The organism is Pleomorphovibrio marinus (assembly GCF_003347495.1).
GTDB classification, from domain to species: domain Bacteria; phylum Bacteroidota; class Bacteroidia; order Cytophagales; family Cyclobacteriaceae; genus Pleomorphovibrio; species Pleomorphovibrio marinus.
Map to the genome: position 1 here is coordinate 249,593 of NZ_QCXY01000009.1, position 21,831 is coordinate 271,423.

At 44.1% G+C, this 21,831-nt stretch carries 26 protein-coding genes; 21 read left to right on the top strand and 5 right to left on the bottom strand.

Going from position 1 to position 21,831, the window contains the following annotated elements:
* The 3 genes from DB520_RS20125 to DB520_RS20140 form a co-directional block, all read right to left on the bottom strand.
* Entirely contained in the window at window positions 1-1,143 is a 1,143-nt protein-coding gene (locus DB520_RS20125) for a 5-(carboxyamino)imidazole ribonucleotide synthase (protein ID WP_114751567.1), read from the bottom strand.
* 192 nt (window positions 1,144-1,335) lie between these two features.
* Complete coding sequence (locus DB520_RS20135) at window positions 1,336-1,488, bottom strand: lmo0937 family membrane protein (RefSeq protein ID WP_114751569.1); 153 nt, start codon at window positions 1,486-1,488, stop codon at window positions 1,336-1,338.
* A 68-nt stretch (window positions 1,489-1,556) separates the two neighbouring features.
* Entirely contained in the window at window positions 1,557-3,320 is a 1,764-nt protein-coding gene (locus DB520_RS20140; protein WP_114751570.1) for a MutS-related protein, read from the bottom strand.
* Window positions 3,321-3,566: 246 nt separating this feature from the next.
* Here DB520_RS20140 and DB520_RS20145 point away from each other — a divergent pair, with 246 nt between their 5' ends.
* The 10 genes from DB520_RS20145 (at window position 3,567) to DB520_RS20190 (ending at window position 11,467) form a co-directional block, all read left to right on the top strand.
* Window positions 3,567-4,025, top strand: coding sequence for a hypothetical protein (locus DB520_RS20145; RefSeq protein WP_198675398.1), 459 nt, complete (start codon window positions 3,567-3,569; stop codon window positions 4,023-4,025).
* Window positions 3,997-5,208: a GTP-binding protein gene (locus DB520_RS20150; protein ID WP_114751571.1), complete on the top strand. Its 1,212-nt coding sequence runs from the start codon at window positions 3,997-3,999 to the stop codon at window positions 5,206-5,208. Before DB520_RS20145 ends, DB520_RS20150 begins: the two co-directional genes overlap by 29 nt.
* A 778-nt stretch (window positions 5,209-5,986) precedes the next feature.
* On the top strand, window positions 5,987-6,436 hold the full coding sequence (locus DB520_RS20155; protein ID WP_198675400.1) for a MarR family winged helix-turn-helix transcriptional regulator: 450 nt from the start codon (window positions 5,987-5,989) through the stop codon (window positions 6,434-6,436).
* Between the two features lie 62 nt (window positions 6,437-6,498).
* Complete coding sequence (locus DB520_RS20160; RefSeq protein ID WP_114751572.1) at window positions 6,499-7,026, top strand: YceI family protein; 528 nt, start codon at window positions 6,499-6,501, stop codon at window positions 7,024-7,026.
* An 80-nt stretch (window positions 7,027-7,106) separates the two neighbouring features.
* Window positions 7,107-8,054 carry a ring-cleaving dioxygenase gene (locus tag DB520_RS20165; RefSeq protein ID WP_114751573.1) on the top strand — a complete coding sequence of 316 codons (948 nt, stop codon included), beginning with the start codon at window positions 7,107-7,109 and terminating at the stop codon, window positions 8,052-8,054.
* A 3-nt stretch (window positions 8,055-8,057) separates the two neighbouring features.
* A complete protein-coding gene (locus tag DB520_RS20170) occupies window positions 8,058-8,660 on the top strand; it encodes an alpha/beta hydrolase (RefSeq protein ID WP_114751574.1) in 603 nt (200 codons plus the stop codon).
* Between the two features lie 352 nt (window positions 8,661-9,012).
* The gene (locus tag DB520_RS20175) at window positions 9,013-9,363 is read left to right on the top strand and encodes a hypothetical protein (RefSeq protein WP_114751575.1); all 351 of its coding nucleotides are present in this window, start codon (window positions 9,013-9,015) and stop codon (window positions 9,361-9,363) included.
* Between the two features lie 14 nt (window positions 9,364-9,377).
* A complete protein-coding gene (locus DB520_RS20180) occupies window positions 9,378-10,061 on the top strand; it encodes a hypothetical protein (RefSeq protein ID WP_114751576.1) in 684 nt (227 codons plus the stop codon).
* On the top strand, window positions 10,042-10,800 hold the full coding sequence (locus tag DB520_RS20185; RefSeq protein ID WP_114751577.1) for a sensor histidine kinase: 759 nt from the start codon (window positions 10,042-10,044) through the stop codon (window positions 10,798-10,800). The genes DB520_RS20180 and DB520_RS20185 overlap by 20 nt, the downstream gene beginning before the upstream one ends.
* A 25-nt stretch (window positions 10,801-10,825) precedes the next feature.
* Window positions 10,826-11,467, top strand: coding sequence for a response regulator transcription factor (locus DB520_RS20190; protein ID WP_114751578.1), 642 nt, complete (start codon window positions 10,826-10,828; stop codon window positions 11,465-11,467).
* An 888-nt stretch (window positions 11,468-12,355) separates the two neighbouring features.
* Here DB520_RS20190 and DB520_RS20195 read toward each other — a convergent pair.
* Window positions 12,356-13,027, bottom strand: coding sequence for an HAD family hydrolase (locus DB520_RS20195; RefSeq protein WP_114751579.1), 672 nt, complete (start codon window positions 13,025-13,027; stop codon window positions 12,356-12,358).
* Window positions 13,028-13,029: 2 nt separating this feature from the next.
* Window positions 13,030-14,307: an ornithine--oxo-acid transaminase gene (gene rocD / locus DB520_RS20200; protein ID WP_114751580.1), complete on the bottom strand. Its 1,278-nt coding sequence runs from the start codon at window positions 14,305-14,307 to the stop codon at window positions 13,030-13,032.
* A 235-nt stretch (window positions 14,308-14,542) separates the two neighbouring features.
* Between rocD and rpmB the strand changes: the two genes are divergently transcribed.
* From rpmB to DB520_RS20255, 11 genes are all read left to right on the top strand, one after another.
* Window positions 14,543-14,785, top strand: a complete 243-nt coding sequence (gene rpmB, locus DB520_RS20205) for a 50S ribosomal protein L28 (RefSeq protein WP_114751581.1) — start codon at window positions 14,543-14,545, stop codon at window positions 14,783-14,785.
* A gap of 32 nt (window positions 14,786-14,817) precedes the next feature.
* On the top strand, window positions 14,818-15,000 hold the full coding sequence (gene rpmG, locus DB520_RS20210) for a 50S ribosomal protein L33 (protein ID WP_114751582.1): 183 nt from the start codon (window positions 14,818-14,820) through the stop codon (window positions 14,998-15,000).
* 35 nt (window positions 15,001-15,035) lie between these two features.
* Window positions 15,036-15,188 carry a DUF4295 domain-containing protein gene (locus tag DB520_RS20215; protein WP_114751583.1) on the top strand — a complete coding sequence of 51 codons (153 nt, stop codon included), beginning with the start codon at window positions 15,036-15,038 and terminating at the stop codon, window positions 15,186-15,188.
* Between the two features lie 95 nt (window positions 15,189-15,283).
* Window positions 15,284-16,240, top strand: a complete 957-nt coding sequence (ftsY, locus tag DB520_RS20220; RefSeq protein ID WP_114751609.1) for a signal recognition particle-docking protein FtsY — start codon at window positions 15,284-15,286, stop codon at window positions 16,238-16,240.
* Window positions 16,241-16,449: 209 nt separating this feature from the next.
* Entirely contained in the window at window positions 16,450-17,607 is a 1,158-nt protein-coding gene (locus tag DB520_RS20225) for a hypothetical protein (RefSeq protein WP_114751584.1), read from the top strand.
* A gap of 154 nt (window positions 17,608-17,761) precedes the next feature.
* Window positions 17,762-18,637: a carbon-nitrogen hydrolase gene (locus DB520_RS20230; RefSeq protein ID WP_114751610.1), complete on the top strand. Its 876-nt coding sequence runs from the start codon at window positions 17,762-17,764 to the stop codon at window positions 18,635-18,637.
* On the top strand, window positions 18,627-19,694 hold the full coding sequence (locus tag DB520_RS20235) for an agmatine deiminase family protein (protein ID WP_114751585.1): 1,068 nt from the start codon (window positions 18,627-18,629) through the stop codon (window positions 19,692-19,694). Before DB520_RS20230 ends, DB520_RS20235 begins: the two co-directional genes overlap by 11 nt.
* Before the next feature lie 143 nt (window positions 19,695-19,837).
* Entirely contained in the window at window positions 19,838-20,329 is a 492-nt protein-coding gene (locus DB520_RS20240) for an RNA polymerase sigma factor (protein WP_114751586.1), read from the top strand.
* Entirely contained in the window at window positions 20,319-20,753 is a 435-nt protein-coding gene (locus tag DB520_RS20245) for a hypothetical protein (RefSeq protein ID WP_114751587.1), read from the top strand. Before DB520_RS20240 ends, DB520_RS20245 begins: the two co-directional genes overlap by 11 nt.
* A complete protein-coding gene (locus tag DB520_RS20250; RefSeq protein ID WP_114751588.1) occupies window positions 20,746-21,291 on the top strand; it encodes a DUF4252 domain-containing protein in 546 nt (181 codons plus the stop codon). The genes DB520_RS20245 and DB520_RS20250 overlap by 8 nt, the downstream gene beginning before the upstream one ends.
* Window positions 21,292-21,295: 4 nt before the next feature.
* Window positions 21,296-21,754 carry a DUF4252 domain-containing protein gene (locus DB520_RS20255; RefSeq protein ID WP_114751589.1) on the top strand — a complete coding sequence of 153 codons (459 nt, stop codon included), beginning with the start codon at window positions 21,296-21,298 and terminating at the stop codon, window positions 21,752-21,754.
* Window positions 21,755-21,831: the final 77 nt, after the last annotated feature.

The window sequence follows — 21,831 nt, forward strand, 5'->3', positions numbered from 1 at the left end:
TTAGGCTTTTATTTTTATAGTTTTCTTGATGAATTGGGCCTTTGCCTTTAAAGACGAAAGGTTTTCATCCAAAACAGTCACATGGCCCATCTTCCTGAAGGGCTTGGTCAATTTCTTTCCATAAAGGTGTATGAAAACACCCTCCGAGGCAAGTAACTCATCCATGCCTTCCACCAGGGCTTCGCCGGTATAGCCTTCCTCTCCAAGTACATTCACCATGGCAGCGGGAGATCTTGCCTCAGTGTGGCCCAGTGGCATGTTCATGACTGACCTGAAATGCTGTTCAAATTGACTCACCCAGTTGGCTTCTATGGTATGGTGCCCACTATTGTGGGGGCGGGGCGCTATTTCATTGACCAGAAGCTCCCCTTCCTTTGTTAGAAAAAGCTCTACCGCGAGTATCCCCACCATCCCAAGTTGGTCAATCACCCTCTCGGCAAGGATCCTGGCTTCTTTTTCAAGGGAAGGCGCTATTTCTGCTGGTGAAAACAGGAATTCCACCAGATTATGTACAGGATGAAAGGCACACTCCACCACGGGAAAGGTTTTGGTCTCCCCTTTTTCGTTTCTGGCCACAATTACGGCCAATTCTTTTTCGAAATCAACAAACTTCTCCAAAAGGCCGGGAGCCTCAAAGGCCTTATCCAGATCCCTTTCTGATTTAATAAGCTGCACTCCTCTTCCATCATAGCCCTCCCTGCCCAACTTGTGCACGGCAGGCAAAAAGGAGGAATGCTCCCGCACTGCCTCTTTATCTGCGGTAAGCAAAAATGGGGCTGTGGGTATTCCCTTATCCTTATAGAATTGTTTTTGCAAGCGCTTGTCCTGTATTAGCCGGATGATATGTGGTTGGGGAAACACCTTTTTTCCCTCCTCCTGTAGTTTTTCTAATGCCTCGGTATTGACATGCTCAATTTCTATCGTAATGACGTCACACGCTTTGCCGAAGGCATATACGGTATCAAAATCCTTTAAATCCCCCTGGGAAAAGGATTGACATAGGTGCTTACAAGGAGCGTTGGAGTCAGGGTCCAGGATGTGTATCTCCAAATTATAGTTGATGGCCGCCTGTATCACCATGCGCCCCAACTGTCCTCCCCCTAAAATTCCGAGTTTTTTTTGCTGGTAGTTTTCTTGTGTCATGTCAGATGGGTGAGCTTTTGGTTGCCAAAATTAAGCATATTTTTAGATATGAACCCCGAGCATACCAAAAACTGGTGGCAGAAAGCATAGAAAAAGGGAACAGTTGGTTTTCTGTTCCCTTTCCCAAAATGTGCAATAAAGTTGGTCAACTGCCCTTCCGGGCTAGGTTTGGTCAATTTGATCCATCATAGGTCAAACCGTTCGGCCTCCAATAAGCCTAAATAGCACTGCAATGACAGCTAGTACAAGCAGAATGTGAATCAATCCGCCTACGCTATAAACAAAGGCTCCAAAAATCCATCCTATTACAAGGATAACTGCGATGATATATAATAAAGAACTCATAGTGGGTAAAATTTAAAATTTATACATGATTTCTTCAATTTAACCAATTCCCATGCCAAATACAATTTTCAAGGTTTGAAATTGATCCCCATGAGTTCCATCAGCTTGTTGGCGTTAAAGTCCGGGCAAGGCCCTTGCTTTATTTTATAATCAAAAAGAATTTCGTTTTCCTTTATAAGATGGTGAAAGCTTCTATTTCCTAAGGCAGGCAATTTGGCCTCAAGTTCGCTAAGTTCAATGTCATGGGTAGAAATAATACCCATTGCTTCCTTATCCATTAACTGACGGATCAGGGCCTCGCTACCCATGATCCTGTCCTTAGTATTGGTGCCTTTCAATATTTCGTCGAGCAGAAAAAAAACGGGCACTCCCATATCCGTTTGCTCCAACAACCCCTTGATCCTGCTCAATTCCGCATAAAATGAACTTACACTCTCCCCAAGGTTATCGGTATTTCTCATACTGGTATATAATTTGAAATTCCCTATCCTCAACGAACGGGCCATGGGGGAAAGTCCCATATGAACCATCACCAGGTTGATGCCCATGGTGCGCATAAAAGTCGTCTTGCCAGACATGTTTGATCCTGTGAGAAGGATGATTTTCTTCCCCATAGGTAACTCAAAGTCGTTATCCACACATTTTTCTTCCCGGATCAAAGGGTGCTTAATCCCCTTGCCTTCCCAAACCTGCCCCTCCTCCCAGATAATTTCCCCGTCCAATTGTTCCTCGGCGGTAAATGCCCCTAGGGATGCCAAGGCCTGCCAGGTGTCAAAAGTCTGTTGCCACTTACTGAAATGCTCCCCATACCTTCTTTTCCATTTTTCCAGGCGGAATAACACCAAAAAATCCAGCCAAAAAAAGAGATTGAACACCAAATACATCAGGTTTGCCCGGTTTTGGACAACAAAAATCTGCCCTTCCAAAGCCTTTAAAGCCTTGGATGCTTTAAACCCATCACTCACATAGGGCTTTTGAAATTTCTGCAGCAACGGATGCTTAAAACTTTGGTTTTCCAAGAGTTTTGCCCAAAGCCGATAGGTTTTAAGGTCCTGCTCATTAGGAAGGTTTTTCATGGCCTCCATCAATGGCCTAAACACCAAGCTCAGCAGGAGCAACCCTACACCAATAAACATGCTCAGGTAAACATAGGGATACCCAAGAAGAAAAGTATATACCAATACCGCAAGCCCAACTGTGGGACCGAGAATTGCCGGGATCCAATATCCTTTCTTCCAGGCATTTGGTTTGGCCAACCAATCAAAAAATCGGGATTTTTCTTTTTCGTTTTTCAAAAAGGCCTTTCCTAAACCTTCAAACAGCAATAAAAATTCACCTTTCCCACTTAATTCCTTTAAGGCTTCATGTCTTTCCATGGCAACCTTTGGGGTGGCTTGATGAAGCATAAAATTCGCCAACTTACTCTTGCCCCCAGGGCTTACCGTATGATCCAGCAACTGAAAAAGGGAATGGGCACCAAATAAGTCAAGGTCACTGGCATAAGGATGACTTTTGTCCAAAAACTCCTCCCCCTTGTCAAAGCCAGCCAGCTCTCTCCTCATTCTTTTTTCCCTTGCCTCCTTCATCAGAACCACACTTTTTAGCAAACCTTCTTCGTCCTTTTTCTCATTAAATTTCACGATTAGCCAGATAAACAAGAAAGCTAGGGGGATAAATAAAAAAAAGACCGCGTTTTGGTCTGAGATCCCGACCACGAGTACCGCCAATAATGCTAAAAATACCAGAAAACGTGCAATGGAAAGGCCGGTTGTCACTTTCCTGATCTTTACCAAACCTGCCTCAGGTTGGGAAAAGTCTAGGTTTTCAAACATGAAATTATTTTATATTGAAGTATAGTAATGCCAAAGATAGCAAATTTGAATGGGAAGCTAGGGTTCGTCTCGGGTTCCGATCGTATAAAGGCTGGACTTTTCTAAAAGTTTTTATTGCAACATTGTTGCATATTAAAAAAAAACTTTCGTACATTTACATCATCAAGTTTTTCTTATCAATAAGAAAAGTTGGTTGACACAGCAGAGACTCCGGGAAACCGGAGTCTTTTTCCGTAAAAATGGTCTATGAAGAAAATCGGTGCAATACTTTCCTTGATTATCCTTATGTTCCTAGGTACTGCTTTTGCCCCTGTGGAACCTGATCTGTGGGCACTATTTTCCAAAACCAGATTTGTGGAGAAGCTGAACCGGCAATTCTCCATGTACTTTCTATATCCCGCATTTCCCCCAGAACTAGAAGCCCTAGAAGGAAAAGAGGTAGAACTAAGCGGTTTTTACATTCCACTGGAAGTAAGCAATGCGAGTATGTTGGTGATTTCTAAGTACCCCATGGCAGAATGCTTTTTTTGCGGAGGGGCTGGGCCTGAAAGTGTGGCGGTGGTCTACCTCAAGGAAAAACCCTCGAAAAGACTGAAGATGGACGATATCCTGAAGGTAAAAGGAAAACTTGAGCTCAACGAAAACGATGTAGAAGAACTCAATTTTATAATTAGAAATGCCCATATCCTCAAAATCGACAAATAGACTGCCGGTTACCGTACTAAGTGGTTTCTTGGGAGCCGGTAAAACCACCCTGCTGAACCACGTTCTGCACAACAAAGAAGGCCTTAAGGTCGCCGTGATCGTAAACGACATGAGCGAAATCAATGTGGATGCTCAATTGATAAAAAGTGGCAACACCCTATCCAGAACCGAGGAAAGGCTAGTAGAAATGAGCAATGGATGCATCTGCTGCACACTCAGGGAGGACCTGATGCAGGAAGTAGAGAAATTGGCCAAGGAGAGAAAATTCGATTATTTGTTGATCGAAAGCACGGGCATATCAGAACCATTGCCAGTAGCCCAAACCTTCAGTTTCGTGGATGAGGAAAACGGGATCGACCTGTCCAAATACAGCCAACTAGACACCTTAGTCACAGTGGTAGATGCAAAAAACTTCCTCAGGGATTTTGGCACTGCAGAAACGGTATTCAGCAAAAACCTAAACGAGGATCCCTCAGACCAAAGGGCAATCGTCAACCTGCTTACTGATCAAATTGAATTTGCGAATATTATCCTGATCAACAAAGAAGACTTGGTAAGCAAACCCGAACTGGAGGAACTAAAAGCCATACTCAAAAAACTCAATCCGAAGGCCCATATCCGCACCTGTACCAATGGCAATATTGCACCCAAAGAAATCATAAACACGGGTTTGTTTGACTTGGAGGAGGCATCAGGGACCCAGGCCTGGCTGGATGAGCTGGAGCAGGAACATACCCCGGAAACGGAAAGTTACGGGATCAGTTCCTTTGTCTTCCGTAACAAGAAGCCCTTCCATCCTGAGAGGTTTTGGAACTATATCAGCGAAAACTGGCCCGCCACCATAATCAGAAGCAAGGGGCTCTTTTACCTGGCCTCCAGAAAAGATGTGGCCATGACCTGGTCCCAGGCAGGGGGATCCCTCAAGGCCGAACCTGCTGGGGTATGGTGGGCCAGCATGCCTTTTAATCAGCGAATTCGCTATGCATCTTACCTGGATAACCAAAAAATGATAGAATCCAAGTGGGACAAGAATTTTGGGGATAGGATGAATGAGTTGGTAATCATCGGCCAGGACTTGGATCCGGAGCATATCACAAAAGAACTTAGAGAATGTCTTTTAAATGGGCTGGAGACACAGGCATTTTTGGACGGGGAGCGCTTTACCGACAACTGGCCGGTTTAAAGAAACTCCGGTGTTTACTCCAATAAATCCAGGGATGGAAGTTTTTAAAAACACATTTGCATACCAGACATAACCAAACCAAATGGAAAGGTATCCAATCTCGTGTTTTTGGACTTTGCTCAACCAAATGTAACGAATTTTCATCCCAAGCTCATGGCATTTGCCATTTCCCTGCTCCTAGTAAGAAAAAATGCTCTTTTATTCCCAATTAAATAGCGGGAAAAGGAAAAACTATGAACCTAAAATGGTGAGGAGGGGAAATCCATGATAAGGGTAACGACTTTGAGCTATGAACCAAGAAAGCCTAGCAGGTCACAAACCGATTAGCTCATGCCCACTACTTGGGAATAGGCAGATGAGCAGATGAAATCGAGCCTGTCCTGACGGCAGTCAGGGCATGACGAGCACGTCACACACTGGGATGATTTTAGACTGCGAGATTCCCCCGAAACAAGTTCCCCGAATCGAGTTTGGGGCAGGCAGGGGCAGGCTATATGACCGGTGAAAAGACAATTATAAACAGATGAAATGCCCATGGGAAAGAATTCTCACACAGGGGGATGATTATTCTGGGCATTCCATCTGACCGCTTAGAAGAAATTATAAACAGATGAAATAATTTCCGCAAACAAAGAAGGGGTTTAACCTTATTGATTTTGAGCTATTTACATGTTTTTGTTCATTTACCTTAAAAAGTATATGAAAAAAATTCAGGTAAAAATGAACATTTTTATCCATTTACATGTATATACATTATATACAACTGAAATATATGTTGATGAAATTAGAGGAAGCCATACAGCAGAAAGCGTTCAATGATCCCTACAACAAGGCGGTGGTGAATATACTTTACACCCATAGCTATGTGGTGACCCGACAAAACAGGCTATTTAAGCCTCACGACATTTCTCCGGAGCAATATAATGTACTTCGTATCTTAAGGGGACAGCACCCAAGCCCCATTACTGTGTCCTCTATTCAGGATAGGATGTTGAACAAAATGTCCAATGCATCCAGGCTGGTGGAAAAATTGAAGCAAAAGGAACTGGTGGAAAGAAAGGAATGCCCGTCTGACCGTAGACAAGTGGATGTGAGTATCACCGACAAGGGACTTGAACTACTGGCAATCCTAGAAGAGGAGATAAACAGGTTTAACCATAGAATCATTGGGCTAGATCAAAAGGAAGTAGAGCAGCTTAACGAACTGTTGGATAAATTGAGAGGGTAAAAAAATTTATCTATTTTAATGTATAAACATAAATTGTCTAAACAAATAAATTAATTAAAATTATGAGCACTACGAAATGGGTTATTGACCCCACACATTCAGAAATTTCTTTTAAAGTAAAACACTTGGTTATCTCCACAGTAACAGGCTACTTCAAGAAGTTCGAAGGAGAAGCAAGCTCCGAAAGTAAAGACTTCAAAGGGGCCAATGTGAGCTTCAAGGCAAACATCGACAGCATTGACACCAACCAGGCGGACAGGGATGCCCACCTCAAGTCAGGTGATTTCTTCGATGCCGAAAACCATCCCCAGTTGGTCTTTGACAATGGGGTTTTGGAGGAGGTTAATGGAGAGTACAAACTTACCGGAGACCTAACCATCCGTGGAAACACGAAGAAAACCAGTCTTAACGTGGATTTTGGCGGAGTGGCCGGAGACCCATATGGACAAACCAAGGCTGGATTTGAGCTTAGTGGTAAGATCAGCAGGAAAGAGTTTGGGCTCACCTGGTCCGCTGTAACCGAAGCCGGAAGCGTGGTGGTAGGTGACGATGTTCGCATCCTGGCCAGTGTGCAGTTGGTAAAACAATAAGCGCGGATATAATCCCTAGGCCGCTTTGTAATTTTGCGGCTTAGGGTTATCTTGTAACACTCCCAAAAGCTAACCCTATCATGGCAGCACTCATCACAGGAATTCATCATATTACCGCGATTGCAAGCGATCCTCAAAAGAACATTGATTTTTATACTGAGGTACTGGGCTTGAGGTTGGTAAAGAAAACCATCAACTTCGACGCACCGGATGTTTATCATTTTTATTTTGGAGACGAGGTAGGATCCCCCGGCACCATACTTACCTTTTTTCCCTTTAAGGGAGCAAGGAGGGGTCAAAAAGGCATAGGAGAAGCCACCCACACTGCCTTCAGTGTGCCTGAGGACTCGTTGGAATTTTGGAAAATGCGGATAAACCGCTTCGGGTTTCCAGTTTCGGATATTCAAGAACGTTTTGGCCAGCAGCTTATGCGATTTGAGGACCATGATGGCATGGGAATAGAATTGATCACCAGTTCAGATGATGAAAGAAAAGGCTGGTCCAATGGAGATGTGGGTACCGATGAAGCCATTAGGGGTTTCCACAGTACCACCCTAAACCTCCGGGATAAAGCCCCTACGGAGGAGTTGTTGCTGGCATCGCTGGATTACCAATGGATAGGTGAGGAAAACGGCAGGTTCCGATATGGAACCAAAGGAAAAGCCGGGGATATTTTGGACATCCTCATCCAGCAACCCAACACCAGGTCCATGCAAAGTGCAGGTTCGGTGCATCATATTGCCTTTCGCACTGCCAATGAAGAAAGTCAACTTGAAGTGCAGCAAAAATTGATGGAATCCGGTCAGATGGTAACTGAAGTAAAGGACAGGAACTATTTCAAGTCCATTTATTTCCGGGAACCTGGCGGAGTTTTGTTTGAGGTGGCCACCGATGAGCCGGGATTCGCCATCGACGAAACGGTGGAAGAACTTGGAACCACGCTTAGGTTGCCGGAATGGGCGGAACCCAACAGGGTGGAGATCGAACAAAAACTTCCCAAAGTATCCGTAAAAAGTCAAACCCAATAAGCAATGATTCAAGCAGGACTACCCTTTGAAAAAGCAAAAAAAGTGGCCATCCTCGTACATGGAAGGGGCTCACATGCAGAGCAGATAATTACCCTCAGCGACCATCTGCTTCTCGATGATTTTGCCCTTTTGGCTCCAAGTGCTACCTTAGGCTCTTGGTATCCTTATAGTTTTATGGCTCCTCTTAAGGACAACCAACCCAGCCTGGACAAGGCCTTAGTTATCCTGGATGGTGCTTTTCAGCAATGTAAGGCTTCTGGTTTTTCCACGTCCGAAATATTTTTGATCGGCTTCTCCCAGGGTGCCTGTTTAAGTCTGGAATACGCGGCAAGAAATGCCAGTGAGTTTGGAGGGGTAATTGCTTTTACCGGTGGACTGATTGGGGAGAAAATCTATCAGGAACACTATCATGGAAATTTTAATGGCAGCCCCATCTTTATTGGCGCCAGTCACGAGGATGTACATGTGCCCCTTTCCCGAATAAAGGAGTCCGCAAATATGCTGGAAGATATGGGAGCGAAGGTAAATACACTGATCTTTAAAGACCCACACCATACCATCAGGGAGGAAGAAATCAGTTGGGTAAATGAGCATATACTCTGTTAACTCCCGCTTCTCCGCGTCTCGAAAAATGTAACTGCGTTTACAGATAGTGTGAATTTGTAATACGCCTACCGCACTTCCGAAGATGTGTTTAGCATGCTTGAGATCTGCCAATTCCAGTTGGCTATTTGGCTCTCCGTTTTACTGGTTTGCTTGCCTTTTCGGAGAGTTAGGTTCCGGATATTGTTCCATGGATTGCAAATCCATTTTAATTGTGGCTAGGGATTGAAAATCCCGAACAGCTCCGAAAACCCGTCTTCCATTAAAGTTTGCCGGCCAATTTTATTCTGAAATCTTTTGAAATCCACTTTAATTCGTATTTTTGAAATCCTTACATCACCTTAATTCTATAAAGATGGATTTCAAGACTTTTGAGCGACTTAAAAAGACCTATGACACCTATATCGAGGAAGCCGAGAGGTTGATTCATAGGGATTCTCCAATTCAACAGACCCGTTCGGTTTGGATAGACAGGGAAAAGATCGAGAAACTACTAGAACAAACCGATCCAAGAACAGGTGGAATTAAACTATTTTTTGGCCAATATGATGAAGAGACGATAGAGGGCTTTGAATCCCCAGTGAAGAAGGAAGATTATGAGGGTAGGCTGACTGTTATTTTGGCGGCATCTAACAATAATGAAGACCCCAGGGAAGAATCCCAATTGGTGAATTTCGGAAAAACTTGTCCCCCGGATTGCGGATAACACAAAAATGAGTTATGGGTTTAGAGGTCTATTTAGGAACCATAGGACTGGGGGTGCTTGGAGCTTTCCTCTATTTTGTTTTGGTGAAGGACAAACCCTATCCCCATACCTTCTACCTGACGTTTTTTTTGGTTTCTTATGTATTTGCCTTCGAAAATTTTTGCATCTATCTCTACAAAAGTGGATATCCTAACAATAATGGGTATTATAATGTATTCTATGTGTATATTCAGTCCTTAGTGATTTATTACTTTTTTCACAGCTTATTTGAAGAAAAACCCATAAAAAGTCTTCTTTTAGGATATGTTATGTTTTTCTTGATTTGGGGGGCGATAAACAGCGTACTTTTCCAACCCATTGGCAAATTGCCACAAACTTACAGTTATATAGTAGGAGCAGGGGGAATTATTCTTTGCTGTGTTTATTATTTTTACAACCTACTTAGGCAAAACAGCTATCCATCGGAGTCATTGATGGGATTACCTCAATTTTGGATAGTCGCTGCACTGCTTGTGTTTTATTCCTCTGGATTTATATACTTCCTCTTTTTGGGCATTCCAAATCTTATGGAACAAAGCACCATGGATATCTTTGGAGGTATCAATCGTACAATAGCATCGATCATGTATGTAGTGATCGGCTTCTCTCACTTTTCAACAGTTCTGTTTAGCACTAAAAATGGAAGGCAACTCATTTGAGGTATTTGTTACACTGGCGGCAAGCCTATTTTTGATGATCATCATGTCCACTTTCGTAGTGTCTATGGTGCTGATCCACCGACAAAGGCAGGTTAAGGACAAGCACAAGATGGAAATCATGAAGGCCGACTTTGAAAAAACCGTATTGAACGTGGAGAAGGAAATCAGGGAGGACACCCTGCATTATGTAAGCCAAGAATTACACGACAACGTAGGCCAAATGCTCTCTCTGGCAAAACTGGTGCTGAACAACCCGGATCCTGAAAGTGTGGCAGAAGGCAAAAAAATCATTAACCAGATCATCAAGGAAGTAAGGGCATTATCCAAGTCCATTAACAGGGATTACATCAAAGATGTAGGGTTTGAGGACTTTTTGGCTGAGGAACTCCAAAAAATTGAAGGAAGCGGCTTTTGCAAGACTTCTTTACAGGTGCAAGGGGAACTACCTTCCTTTTCTGACGACAACAAGAAGCTGATCTTGATCCGGTTGGTGCAGGAATGCCTCAACAACGCCATCAAGCATGCCGCACCCGAACATATAGATATTATCCTAACCTATGACAAACCTCTATTGTCCCTTAAAATCACCGATGACGGACAGGGCTTTGACACCCAAGCCCAGAGTGCAGGTCTTGGTCTGAGAAACCTCAAGTCCAGGATGACCTCCATATCAGGGGACCTCCATATCCGTTCCCAACCCGAAAAAGGCACCAGCATACAAATGTCCTTGGAGATGTAAGGCACAATACAGTAACTTCCCGCATATGAAGGAAATCAGGATAATTTTGGCGGATGACCACCGCATGTTCGCGAAAGGCATAGAAAACCTCCTCAAAAAAGAGAGGGATTTAAAGGTGATAGGCGTGTTCAACAATGGCAAACAGGTACTTCAGCAACTCACTGACGCACCAGTCGACCTCCTGATTACTGACATGAACATGCCGGGAATGGATGGTTTTAGCCTTATCCAACATATCAAAAAGGAGAAGACTTCACTGAAGATCATCGTATTATCCATGTACGACGAGGAGGAAATATTCAAGAAATGCATCAAGCAGGGCGTGGATGCCTATGTATTGAAAAACGCAGACCCCGATGAGTTGATCTACACCATCCGGGAAGTGATCGAAAATCGCCATGTTGCCCATTTCCAGCGTGTCCTTGAACAAGCCGAAGACGACATATACCATGACCTAGACGTGTACAAGCTCAAGTTCAAGCTTTCCAAGAGGGAATTCGAAATCCTTAAGTACCTGGCCAAGGGCATGAGCAACAAGGATATAGCCGATATGCTCCACCTCAGCATACACACGGTGGAAACCCACAGAAAGCACATTTATACCAAGCTTAAGGTCTCCACCTCCGCCGAGCTGATCAAAAAAGCCATAGACATGGGGTTGGGGTGAATGTTGTTTAATCTCCGTAAGGTTTAAGTCACAAACTGAAGGACTAAGAGACTTGGGGATTGGTGCTGGTGCGATTTATAGATTGGAATCCGGAAGGTTTTGGTCACAAAGGACGCGAAGAAGGCACTAAGGACACGGAGGGTTTTGGAATTTAGAGTTTTGTGGTGATGATTAGAGCTGATCGGTTGGAGACAGAGTGACTGAGTGACTTGGGGATTGGTGTTTGTGCGAAATACAATTTTTGGCCAAAACACAGATTTGCAAATTCCAAAACGTATAGCCTTTAGGTTATCAATAAACAAAAAGAACGATCAAATTCGCTTTTTCGTCAATAAACAATAGCTGAATTATTGGAAGAAAGGGATGAGCCTTATCCATATCAAAAGGGCTATCATCCTAAATAGACCCGGGATTCAAAGAAAGTGATTTCGCCTACAACCCTGGCTGGGGTTGAACCCGTGCACAAAATTAGTGGTAGTCCCTTCAAACCACTCCGTCCCCAACTTTTTAGGGACTGGCCGAGACTCTAACGTTTACTATGGCCTGCGAATTTGCCCCACCCCACTGTCTGGCCTTTCGCTAGAATGATCCAAAGGTATAATTTCTTGAGGGCTCGCCCTCCTTACCCATCACTAAGGCGGGCAGGTTATAGTGGGTAGCCTGTCCCGTAGGGACAAGATGGGTAGCAACACGGCGGCCAAGTTCCGTCCCGTACGGGACGGGATATTTGTCGGGTTACCATTTTCTACCCGCATTAGGTGCCTAACGGCACCGTCCAAAATAATCCGTACGTGTCTCTTCGTCCCGATGTCACTTCGTCACTCTGTGTCCTTTGTGCCCCCTCCGTGTACTTTGTGGCTAAAACCTTCCGGAGCCGCGCAACACCCTCTACACCTCCTGCAAAAGCAACTCTCTAATGGTGTCCACAGAAAGCTCTCGGTAGTCCCGGATATAAAGGTTGCATGGGGGAAGTTCTTCCTTGGTATGGGAGGAAAGCACACCAACCACCTTCATGCCGGCATTGATGGCGGCGCTTACCCCGGAGTAGGAATCCTCAAACACCACACAGTGCTCCGGGGAAACACCCAGGTTCTCTGCGGAAGTCAGGTAAACTTCGGGATCAGGCTTGTGTTTCTTCACATTTTCACTGGCCAATACAGACTCCATATGGGGCTCAAATCCCAATTTTTCCATAATCAAGGCCAAATTGGCATAGGGGGCAGAAGTGGCTACACCTGTGCGGAAGCCAGCTTCTTTAAGGGAAGAAAGAAATGGCAGATAACCCTCTATGGGAATGGCTACGTCGGCATATATCTCCCGAAACAAACCCTCCTTTTCATTTTCCAAAGCTTCGAATTCCTCCCCTACCACCTCCCGGCCCAGGAAATGGCTGAAAATATATTTGTTGCTTTTCCCATACATATGCTGGGCAAACTCTTCCTCAGTGGGGTTCAGGCCCCTCTTACCAAAAAACACCTGAAAGGCCTGGGAATGGTAGGGGTTGGTGTGGCATATCACCCCATCCATATCAAATATTACCGCTTTCTCTTTCTGTTCCATTGCTATGCCTTAAAGTTTAGGATGGTGGTCTCTATAATGTCGCAACAGATATGTAGCTCCTCCTCGGTCATCACCAAAGGAGGTGCAAACCGGATGATATTGCCATGGGTGGGCTTTGCCAAGAGTCCATTGTCCCGTAACGCAAGGCATATCCTCCAAGCCACATCCCCGTTTTCGGGCTGGTCGATTACGATGGCATTCAGCAGGCCTTTTCCCCTTACCAAGGTCACCCATTCTGATTTCTTTACCAGGCTTTCCATTCTTTCCCTAAAAATCCGGCCTAATTTTCTGGCATTTTGGGTGAGCTTCTCATCCCTTATCACTTCTAGGGCAGTCATTGCGACCTTAGCTCCCAGGGGATTGCCCCCAAATGTGGATCCATGCTGACCTGGCTTTATCACCTCCATGATGGGATTGTCCGCCAACACGGCAGATACGGGATAAAAGCCACCGGACAAGGCCTTACCCAGGATCACTATATCCGGTTTAATATAGGTATCTTGCTTTTCACAATGTCCCTCGCAGCTACAATTCCCACATACCGCTAGTAGGGAGCCCGTTCTGCCTATGCCGGTTTGGATTTCGTCCGCTATCATCAAGGCATTGTGTTTTTTGCAGGCTTCGGATATCCTTGGAATATAGTCGTCGGCAGGGGTGTTCACACCGGCCTCTCCCTGTATGGGCTCTATTAAAAACCCTACCACGTTGGGGTTTTCTTCCAGCACCTTCTCCAAGGCTTCCACGTCATCATAAGGGATGTTAATAAATCCTGGGGTGTAGGGACCAAAATTTCTTCTCGCATTCTCATCGCTGGAAAAGGAGATGACAGTGGTGGTCCTTCCATGGAAGTTATTGTTGGCCACCACAATAGTGGCTTCGCTTTCTTGGACTCCTTTTACCTCATGTCCCCATTTGCGAGCTATTTTTATGGCGGTCTCCACTGCCTCCACCCCGGTATTCATGGGAAGCACCCTGTCAAAGCCAAAATATTCGGTAACGTACTTTTCGTAAGGGCCCAGGATATCATTGTAAAAAGCCCTGGAGGTTAGGGTAAGCGTCTCTGCTTGTTCTAGCAGGGAAGCTTTTATCCTGGGGTGGCAATGGCCTTGGTTTACTGCAGAATAGGCAGAAAGGAAATCAAAATACCTTTTGCCCTCCACATCCCAGAGGTAAACCCCCTCACCCCGGGTCAGTACTACCGGAAGGGGGTGGTAATTATGTGCTCCGTGCTTGTCTTCCAGAGCTATGGCTTGTTCACTTGAAGTGATTGCATCCAACATACGTCAACGTATTTTAAAATAAATAAACTAAATTGGCCTGTTCCGAGAAATGACCTCTTTTTAATAAAAGGCAAATATAAGAAAAGCCCCTTGCAATCATTAACGAAAACCAAAAAGATGGAATTCAATGATTTAGAAAAATATTTGAGGGGGCATTTTTGTAATTCCAGCAAAACTTCCGATATTTGCAAACTCAATTTTAAAAAGTCTTTACTAACACAGGATACATTTAATCATGGCAAGAGTTTGTGACATCACCGGAAAAAGGCCTAGGGTAGGGAATAACGTATCGCACGCCAACAACAAGACCAAGCGTAAGTTTTACCCTAACCTGCAGAAGAAGAGCTTTTTTGTTCCTGAGGAGAATGCATGGATCACCCTAAAGGTATCTACCAGAGCGCTCAGGACCATCAACAAAAAAGGGATCTCTGCTGTGTTGAAAGAGGCTCAGAAAAAAGGAAACATCGTAATCAAATAGGCAATTACCTCATTATATAAATTTACCAAGCAATGGCTAAGAAAGGTAACAGGGTTCAGGTAATTTTGGAATGCACCGAGCACAAGCAAAGCGGCATGCCCGGCACTTCCAGGTATATCACCACCAAGAACCGTAAAAACACCACGGAGCGGCTGGAGTTGAAGAAGTTCAACCCCATATTAAAAAAGATGACCGTTCATAAAGAAATCAAGTAAACTACCCGGAAAACCCCGGCAAAAACAGTTAAGTTATGGCAAAGAAAGTAGTTGCAACGCTGAAAAAAGAAGGTGGAGTCACTTATGCTAAAGTGATAAGAGCCGTAAAAAACGAAAAGACGGGTTCCTATTCCTTCAAGGAGGAGATGGTGCCTAGTGTCATGGTACAGGAAACCTTGAAAAAATAATCACAACAATAATTAGGTGATACAGTATAAAATCCCTTTCGATGCTTTTCGAAAGGGATTTTTCGTTATATTCGGGGTCATATTCAAGCAAGGAAATGGGAATATTCGGTTTTTTTTCCAAGGAGAAAAAAGAAACATTAGACAAGGGTCTTGAGAAGACCAATGAGAACCTCTTTTCCAAACTAGGAAAAGCTATTGTGGGCAAATCCCGGGTGGATGACGACATCCTGGATGAATTGGAGGAGATTCTCATCACTTCCGATGTGGGAGTGGACACCACCATCAAGATCATTCGCAGGATAGAAGAACGGGTAGCCAGGGACAAATATGTAAATGCCGCCGAGTTGGATTTGATCCTCAGGGAGGAAATCACGGCCTTGCTTGCCGAAAACAACACCGAGGACCTGTCTGATTTCGACTTGCCCAAGGAAAAGAAACCTTATGTCATCATGGTGGTAGGTGTAAACGGGGTGGGCAAGACCACTACCATTGGTAAACTCGCCTTCCAATTCAAGCAGGCGGGCAAATCCGTGGTATTGGGTGCAGCAGACACCTTTAGAGCCGCCGCGGTAGACCAACTGTTGCTTTGGGGAGAAAGGGTGGATGTACCCGTAATCTCGCATGGAATGAACACTGACCCAGCATCGGTGGCTTTCGACACGGTGAAAAAAGGAGTGGAAATGAATGCGGATGTGGTGATCGTGGACACTGCAGGACGGCTTCACACCAAAGTGAGCCTCATGAATGAACTGGGAAAGATCAAAAGAGTAATGCAAAAATTCATCCCCGAAGCTCCACATGAAATACTCCTGGTGTTGGATGGATCCACAGGCCAAAACGCCTTTATCCAGGCCAAGGAATTCACTAAGGCCACCGAGATTACGGCCCTGGGCATCACCAAACTGGACGGCACAGCCAAAGGAGGAGTGGTGATAGGCATTTCCGACCAATTTAAAATCCCCGTCAAATACATAGGGGTTGGTGAAAAAATGACTGATCTTCAGGTATTTAACCGCAAGGAATTTGTGGACTCGCTATTTAAGAAGAAGTGATTTTTTTGATTAAGGAGTGATGGGTTGATGATTGATGTTGTTTTAGTTTTTTTCCGTGTAAACTTCCCCGATACTTTCTTTCTAAAGCTCTTTTTTGTAAAATAAGATTTAAGGATTTTTTCCCCAGCTGATCTTGATAAACTAAAATTTTAACTTTAATTTAAAGATAAGGTTTTAACCTATTTTTGAAGTTAAAATGCACTTGTCCAATGAAAAGTCCCCACCATTTTATTTGCCCATTCTTGTTTTTCCTTTATACTGCCTGTCAAAACCAAACGGGGGGAGACGACACTTCCTCCTTCGACTATCAGTTAGTCTTGGTAGATTCCATAAAGGTGGATTATCTGGATAATCTTGTGCTCAATGATTTTGACGCTGAAACAGGTGTATTCTTGGCCTTCAACGGCAGTAAGCGGGAGCTTATACTTTTCGATATGGAAGGAGCAATTTTGGAGCAGTTCACTATTTCCGATGATGGCCCTGATGCAGTCACCGGATACGCACTTAATCCAAGGTTTATAAACGGAAACATAGGGGCGTTTACTGATGCGGTATATGAAGTGGACAGGAAGGGAAAGTTGTTAAAGAAGCAATCTTTACCTTATGACTTTTACCACCATGTAGTGGGCTCCACCAATATCCTTTTTGAAATAGATGGAAAATATGCATATCCCAAACCAGAAAATTCAGCCAACCCTAGGGATTTTATAGCCTACTATCAAAAAATCATAAATGGGGGCCACATTATAGAAACACTTGACCCAAGAACCCAGGAAACGAAAGGAACTATGGCCTTTCCATCAAACAACAACTTTGAGAATGGATTTTTTAATGGTTATCCTATTCCGATAATCTATAGAAATCAAAACACATGGTTAATGACGGTGCCAAATCTTTTTGAGTTTTATGTGTATAAAGAGGAGGAGTCGGGTCTGAGTTTTCAAAATAGCGTGGAAATCCCAGTCAAAGCTCCTATTTTGAATAAGCCTGTACCTATTCAAGAGCACGAAAGCTATTTTAAGGCAAATGGAAATCTAGGATTTATTCCTGGGGTAAATTCCTTCGGAAAAATGAATAGACATACCCTAATAAATTATTCAAATGGAATCCCCTCGGAAGTGATGTCCCAATACAATGTTGACGACGGCATAGAAAGGGATAAACTGTTGGAAAAAATCCCTAAATTATTTGCGGTTTTTGATCATGATTTTAACCCAATAATGGTAGATAAGCCTTTTCCCAAGGAAATTTTGCCATATGGGTTCCAATTCACGGATAAAGGCCAGCTCGCAGGGATAAAAAATCAAGAGTATTTGGGAAAAGAAGACGATTTTCATACCATCTACCTTTATGAACTAAAAAAATAGGCATTTAAACCCTTAAAAATAATCCAGATATTACTCATCAATTCTTTACTTTGAAAATAAGGCTAAGCACAATTCAATCTGGATTAAATTTCAAAAAATTTGTTTTAATTTTACCTTTAATACTGAATTTTCGTTGCCTAACCAAAATTTACCTGTGAAAAATAGAACCATAAACGTAGGGCTTGTACAACATGCCTGTTCAAAAGACCCGGAAGAAAATCTGCTGAAAGCCCAGGAGGGCATACGTGAGGCAGCCCAACAGGGTGCCCAGATCATTTGTCTCCAAGAACTTTTTAGATCCCTCTATTTTTGTGACGTGGAGGATCATGACAATTTTTTGTTGGCGGAAAAAATCCCCGGCCCCACCACAGAGGTTTTGTGTGAACTTGGTAAAGAACTGGATGTGGTCATCATAGCCTCCCTTTTCGAAAAAAGGGCAGAGGGTTTATACCATAACACCACCGCTGTAATTGACGCGGACGGCAGCTACCTGGGCAAATACCGAAAAATGCATATCCCGGATGATCCCGGATATTATGAAAAATTTTACTTTACCCCCGGTGACACCGGCTATAAAACCTTCAAGACCAAGTTTGGGCAAATAGGTGTGCTGATTTGTTGGGACCAATGGTACCCGGAGGCTGCCAGGATTACCGCCATGATGGGTGCGGAAATGCTTTTTTACCCTACGGCTATCGGCTGGCATAAGGACCAGGACAGTGCCACCAACGATGAGCAATACCAAGCCTGGCAAACCATTCAGCGCTCTCATTCAGTGGCTAATGGCATCCCTGTGATATCGGTCAATAGGGTGGGAATTGAAGGGGAAATGAAGTTTTGGGGCGGATCCTTTGTCACCAATGCTTTTGGTAAACTGCTTTGCCAAGCCGATTACGAAAAGGAAGAAGTAAAAGTAGTCCCAATTGACCTTGCGCAATCGGACCGTTACCGGACTCATTGGCCTTTCCTGAGAGACAGGCGCATCGATTCCTATTCCCCCATACTCAAACGGCTAATCGATGAGGACTAACATTCAAATTAACGAAATCAATACCCCTGCTAGCCTTGGGTACCATTTCCCTGCTGAATTTGGGCCTCATGCCGCCACCTGGTTAAGTTGGCCGCATAAAGAAGCCTCCTGGCCCGGAAAAATCGACAGCATCTATCCCTCCTATGCTGCATTCGTAAAGTACATTGCTATGGGTGAAAAAGTCCATATCCATGTAAAGGACGAAACCATGCGATCTGATGCAGAAAACCACTTGATAAGAGCGGATGTCAATATGGATCAGGTACATTTCCATTTTTTTCCCACCAATGATGCTTGGTGTAGGGACCACGGCCCTGCCTTTGTGGTAAATGCAAACGGCAGCCCCAAAAAAGCAGTGGTAAACTGGATGTACAACGCCTGGGGAGATAAATATCCCCCCTATGACCTGGATAATGAAATACCTGTTCAAATAGCCAAATACCTGGACCTCCCCTGCTTTTATCCTGAAATCATTATGGAAGGGGGTTCTGTGGATTTCAATGGACAAGGCACTCTGATCACTACGGAGTCCTGCCTACTCCATCCCAACCGAAACCCACATTTGGATAAAAACCAAATCGAAAAGTACCTGTTTGATTATTATGGTATTTCCCAAGTGCTCTGGCTCAAGGACGGTATTGTGGGGGACGACACTGATGGGCATATCGATGACCTCACCCGTTTTGTCAATGAGGATACCGTGGTGACCGTGGTGGAAACCAACCCCCAGGATGAAAATTACCAACCACTACAGGAAAACCTCACCTCCCTAAAAGGAATGAAATTGCTTTCAGGGAAGCAGGTGAACATCGTGGAGCTGCCCATGCCGGCGCCTGTGATTTATGAGGACACGAGACTCCCTGCCTCCTACGCCAATTTCTATGTGTGTAACCATGCCGTAATAGTCCCTACCTTCAGGGACAGCAACGACGAAAAAGCAATTGAAATCCTAGGGGCCTGTTTCCCAAATAGACATGCAATTGGGATTGACAGCTTGGACATCATTTGGGGATTGGGTTCATTCCATTGCCTCAGTCAGCAAGAACCTGAGATTTAAAAAACTCCCGTGGATCGCACAGATTTACTAGGAAGTGCTGTCCAGAAATACCAATGACCCTTGCTAAAACTGGGTGAAAAAAATCAGCGAAAAAAACACACAATATCTGTAACTTTTTATCTTTCCAATGCTCATCTTCATGGATGATGTCTTTTTTTGAAGCACATATTTGGCCCCTGAGGCAAAAGCTATACCGACTTGCCTACGGATGGACTAAAAACAAGGCCGCTTCCCAGGATGCGGTTCAAGAGGTCTTGACCAAAGCTTGGGAGAGACGCCGTTCGCTTCAGGAAATGGACAACCCCACAGGATGGGTGGTCAAGTGCCTGAAAACCGAATCCCTTCGCCATTTTAGACATATGCGTAAAATGCAGTTGGGGGAAATAGCTGACAGCATAGCACTTCCGCAAGAAGAAGGAGAAGACCATTCGAAGTCTATTAAGCAGGTATTGGCCTTTATGGAAAAGCTGCCTGAAAAGCAAAAGGAGGTTTTTCAGCTCAGGGAGATCGAAGGGCTAACCTATGATGAAATCGCTCACTTTATGGACATCCCCCTTGAGCAGGTAAAAGTAAATCTACACAGGGCGAGAATAAAGTTAAAAGCTCATCTTATCAACTACCGTCATGCAACATAGAAAAGATGAATTATTAGAAAAATACTGGAAAGGCGAAAGCAGTCTCGAAGAAGAAAGGGAGCTCAGGGCCCTAATGACAGCTTCTGATGTTCATTCTCCGGAAAGAGAACTTTTTTTTGGGCTGGAAGAACTTTCAAAAATGGAAAACCCTGACTTTGTCCATCCAAAAAACAAGGGAAGCCTTATCCAAAGTTGGAATCGGTGGGCAGCGGTGCTCTTGGCCTTTCTTGCCCTTTCTTGGCTGACCGTAGATTATTTTCAGAAAATTGCAGAGAAGCAGGCCTATGAACAAGTGATGGAAGCCTTTTCGCTAATTCAGGAAAACATGGAAAAAGGCACTCAAAACCTATATCTGATGGATGAATTCAGACATCTTAACAAACCAAACGAAATATTCCCCCTAATCGAATCCAATCATGAATAAGATAAGCATTTATTTAGCAGCGATCTCCTTCATCCTGGGGCTACCCACACTCCTCTATGCACAGGATGATGCCATTTCCAGTTTCTTTTCCCACCATATGGAAGACGAGCGGTTCTCCCGCGTATATATCAGCCCAAAGATGATGAAAATGGCTGGCGGATTTCTCCGATCAGCCGGGGATGTATCGGATGAGGAAGCCCAAAAGCTGGGGGAGTTAATCAGCAAGGTAAACGGGATTCGCATCCTGAGCGGGGAAAAGGTGGATGGCCAAAAGCTTTATCGGGAAGCAATGTCCACCCTAGAAATACAGCGCTATGAAGATCTTATGGACATAAAAGACAAGGACTCCAATGTGAAATTTATGGTAAGGGAGGAGAAAGGAAAAATCCGTGAATTTTTGATGCTGACGGGCTCTAAGGACAGTTTTGCCCTACTCAGTTTAATAGGCAGCTTTACCTATGAGGACCTAAACACCTTAGCCGATAAAACGAACATGCCGGGTATGCAAGAATACAATAAAGGAAAAAACAAAAACTAAACATATGCAAAAGTTACTCATTTCTTTACTCATTTTGACCTTTTCGCAGCAGGCATTTTGCCAAAGCAAAAGTGTTGACAAGCTCTATCAGCAATATAAGGACCACCCAGAGCTGTTCCATTTGGATCTTGGGGGGAATTTCCTGGGATTAGCCAACTCCTTCAATTTCAACTTGGATAAGGACCTGAGCCAATCCCTCACAAAATCCATGGAAAAAGTAATGATGTACAAATTCCCAAAAGCCAATAGCACTAAAGACCTCGACAACCTGGTAAAAGGGTTGAAGAGGGAAAATTTTGAGTTGTTGTTGGAAGCAGGTAAACCATCGGACGGAGTCGCTATCTATGCCAAGGGTGGTAATCGTATTAAGGACTTGGTTTTACTGGTCCAAAGCGAGGAGTTAATGGTTTTCGAAATGTTGGGGGATTTTGATCCCGAGTTGTTGTCCAAATTCGGGAATTGATAATTTTCTAAAGTAGGGTAAAAATCTCTCCCGCGGATTTCACGGATTTCCGCAGAGGTGCTGGCTCTAAGCTTAAG

What these genes read in the sequence shown, in the direction of transcription:
- DB520_RS20125 (WP_114751567.1), bottom strand. Translation starts at nt 1,143, where the DNA reads ATGACACAAGAAAACTACCAGCAAAAAAAACTCGGAATTTTAGGGGGA.
- DB520_RS20135 (WP_114751569.1), bottom strand. Translation starts at nt 1,488, where the DNA reads ATGAGTTCTTTATTATATATCATCGCAGTTATCCTTGTAATAGGATGG.
- DB520_RS20140 (WP_114751570.1), bottom strand. Translation starts at nt 3,320, where the DNA reads ATGTTTGAAAACCTAGACTTTTCCCAACCTGAGGCAGGTTTGGTAAAG.
- DB520_RS20145 (WP_198675398.1), top strand. Translation starts at nt 3,567, where the DNA reads ATGAAGAAAATCGGTGCAATACTTTCCTTGATTATCCTTATGTTCCTA.
- DB520_RS20150 (WP_114751571.1), top strand. Translation starts at nt 3,997, where the DNA reads ATGCCCATATCCTCAAAATCGACAAATAGACTGCCGGTTACCGTACTA.
- DB520_RS20155 (WP_198675400.1), top strand. Translation starts at nt 5,987, where the DNA reads ATGAAATTAGAGGAAGCCATACAGCAGAAAGCGTTCAATGATCCCTAC.
- DB520_RS20160 (WP_114751572.1), top strand. Translation starts at nt 6,499, where the DNA reads ATGAGCACTACGAAATGGGTTATTGACCCCACACATTCAGAAATTTCT.
- DB520_RS20165 (WP_114751573.1), top strand. Translation starts at nt 7,107, where the DNA reads ATGGCAGCACTCATCACAGGAATTCATCATATTACCGCGATTGCAAGC.
- DB520_RS20170 (WP_114751574.1), top strand. Translation starts at nt 8,058, where the DNA reads ATGATTCAAGCAGGACTACCCTTTGAAAAAGCAAAAAAAGTGGCCATC.
- DB520_RS20175 (WP_114751575.1), top strand. Translation starts at nt 9,013, where the DNA reads ATGGATTTCAAGACTTTTGAGCGACTTAAAAAGACCTATGACACCTAT.
- DB520_RS20180 (WP_114751576.1), top strand. Translation starts at nt 9,378, where the DNA reads ATGGGTTTAGAGGTCTATTTAGGAACCATAGGACTGGGGGTGCTTGGA.
- DB520_RS20185 (WP_114751577.1), top strand. Translation starts at nt 10,042, where the DNA reads ATGGAAGGCAACTCATTTGAGGTATTTGTTACACTGGCGGCAAGCCTA.
- DB520_RS20190 (WP_114751578.1), top strand. Translation starts at nt 10,826, where the DNA reads ATGAAGGAAATCAGGATAATTTTGGCGGATGACCACCGCATGTTCGCG.
- DB520_RS20195 (WP_114751579.1), bottom strand. Translation starts at nt 13,027, where the DNA reads ATGGAACAGAAAGAGAAAGCGGTAATATTTGATATGGATGGGGTGATA.
- rocD (WP_114751580.1), bottom strand. Translation starts at nt 14,307, where the DNA reads ATGTTGGATGCAATCACTTCAAGTGAACAAGCCATAGCTCTGGAAGAC.
- rpmB (WP_114751581.1), top strand. Translation starts at nt 14,543, where the DNA reads ATGGCAAGAGTTTGTGACATCACCGGAAAAAGGCCTAGGGTAGGGAAT.
- rpmG (WP_114751582.1), top strand. Translation starts at nt 14,818, where the DNA reads ATGGCTAAGAAAGGTAACAGGGTTCAGGTAATTTTGGAATGCACCGAG.
- DB520_RS20215 (WP_114751583.1), top strand. Translation starts at nt 15,036, where the DNA reads ATGGCAAAGAAAGTAGTTGCAACGCTGAAAAAAGAAGGTGGAGTCACT.
- ftsY (WP_114751609.1), top strand. Translation starts at nt 15,284, where the DNA reads ATGGGAATATTCGGTTTTTTTTCCAAGGAGAAAAAAGAAACATTAGAC.
- DB520_RS20225 (WP_114751584.1), top strand. Translation starts at nt 16,450, where the DNA reads ATGAAAAGTCCCCACCATTTTATTTGCCCATTCTTGTTTTTCCTTTAT.
- DB520_RS20235 (WP_114751585.1), top strand. Translation starts at nt 18,627, where the DNA reads ATGAGGACTAACATTCAAATTAACGAAATCAATACCCCTGCTAGCCTT.
- DB520_RS20240 (WP_114751586.1), top strand. Translation starts at nt 19,838, where the DNA reads ATGATGTCTTTTTTTGAAGCACATATTTGGCCCCTGAGGCAAAAGCTA.
- DB520_RS20245 (WP_114751587.1), top strand. Translation starts at nt 20,319, where the DNA reads ATGCAACATAGAAAAGATGAATTATTAGAAAAATACTGGAAAGGCGAA.
- DB520_RS20250 (WP_114751588.1), top strand. Translation starts at nt 20,746, where the DNA reads ATGAATAAGATAAGCATTTATTTAGCAGCGATCTCCTTCATCCTGGGG.
- DB520_RS20255 (WP_114751589.1), top strand. Translation starts at nt 21,296, where the DNA reads ATGCAAAAGTTACTCATTTCTTTACTCATTTTGACCTTTTCGCAGCAG.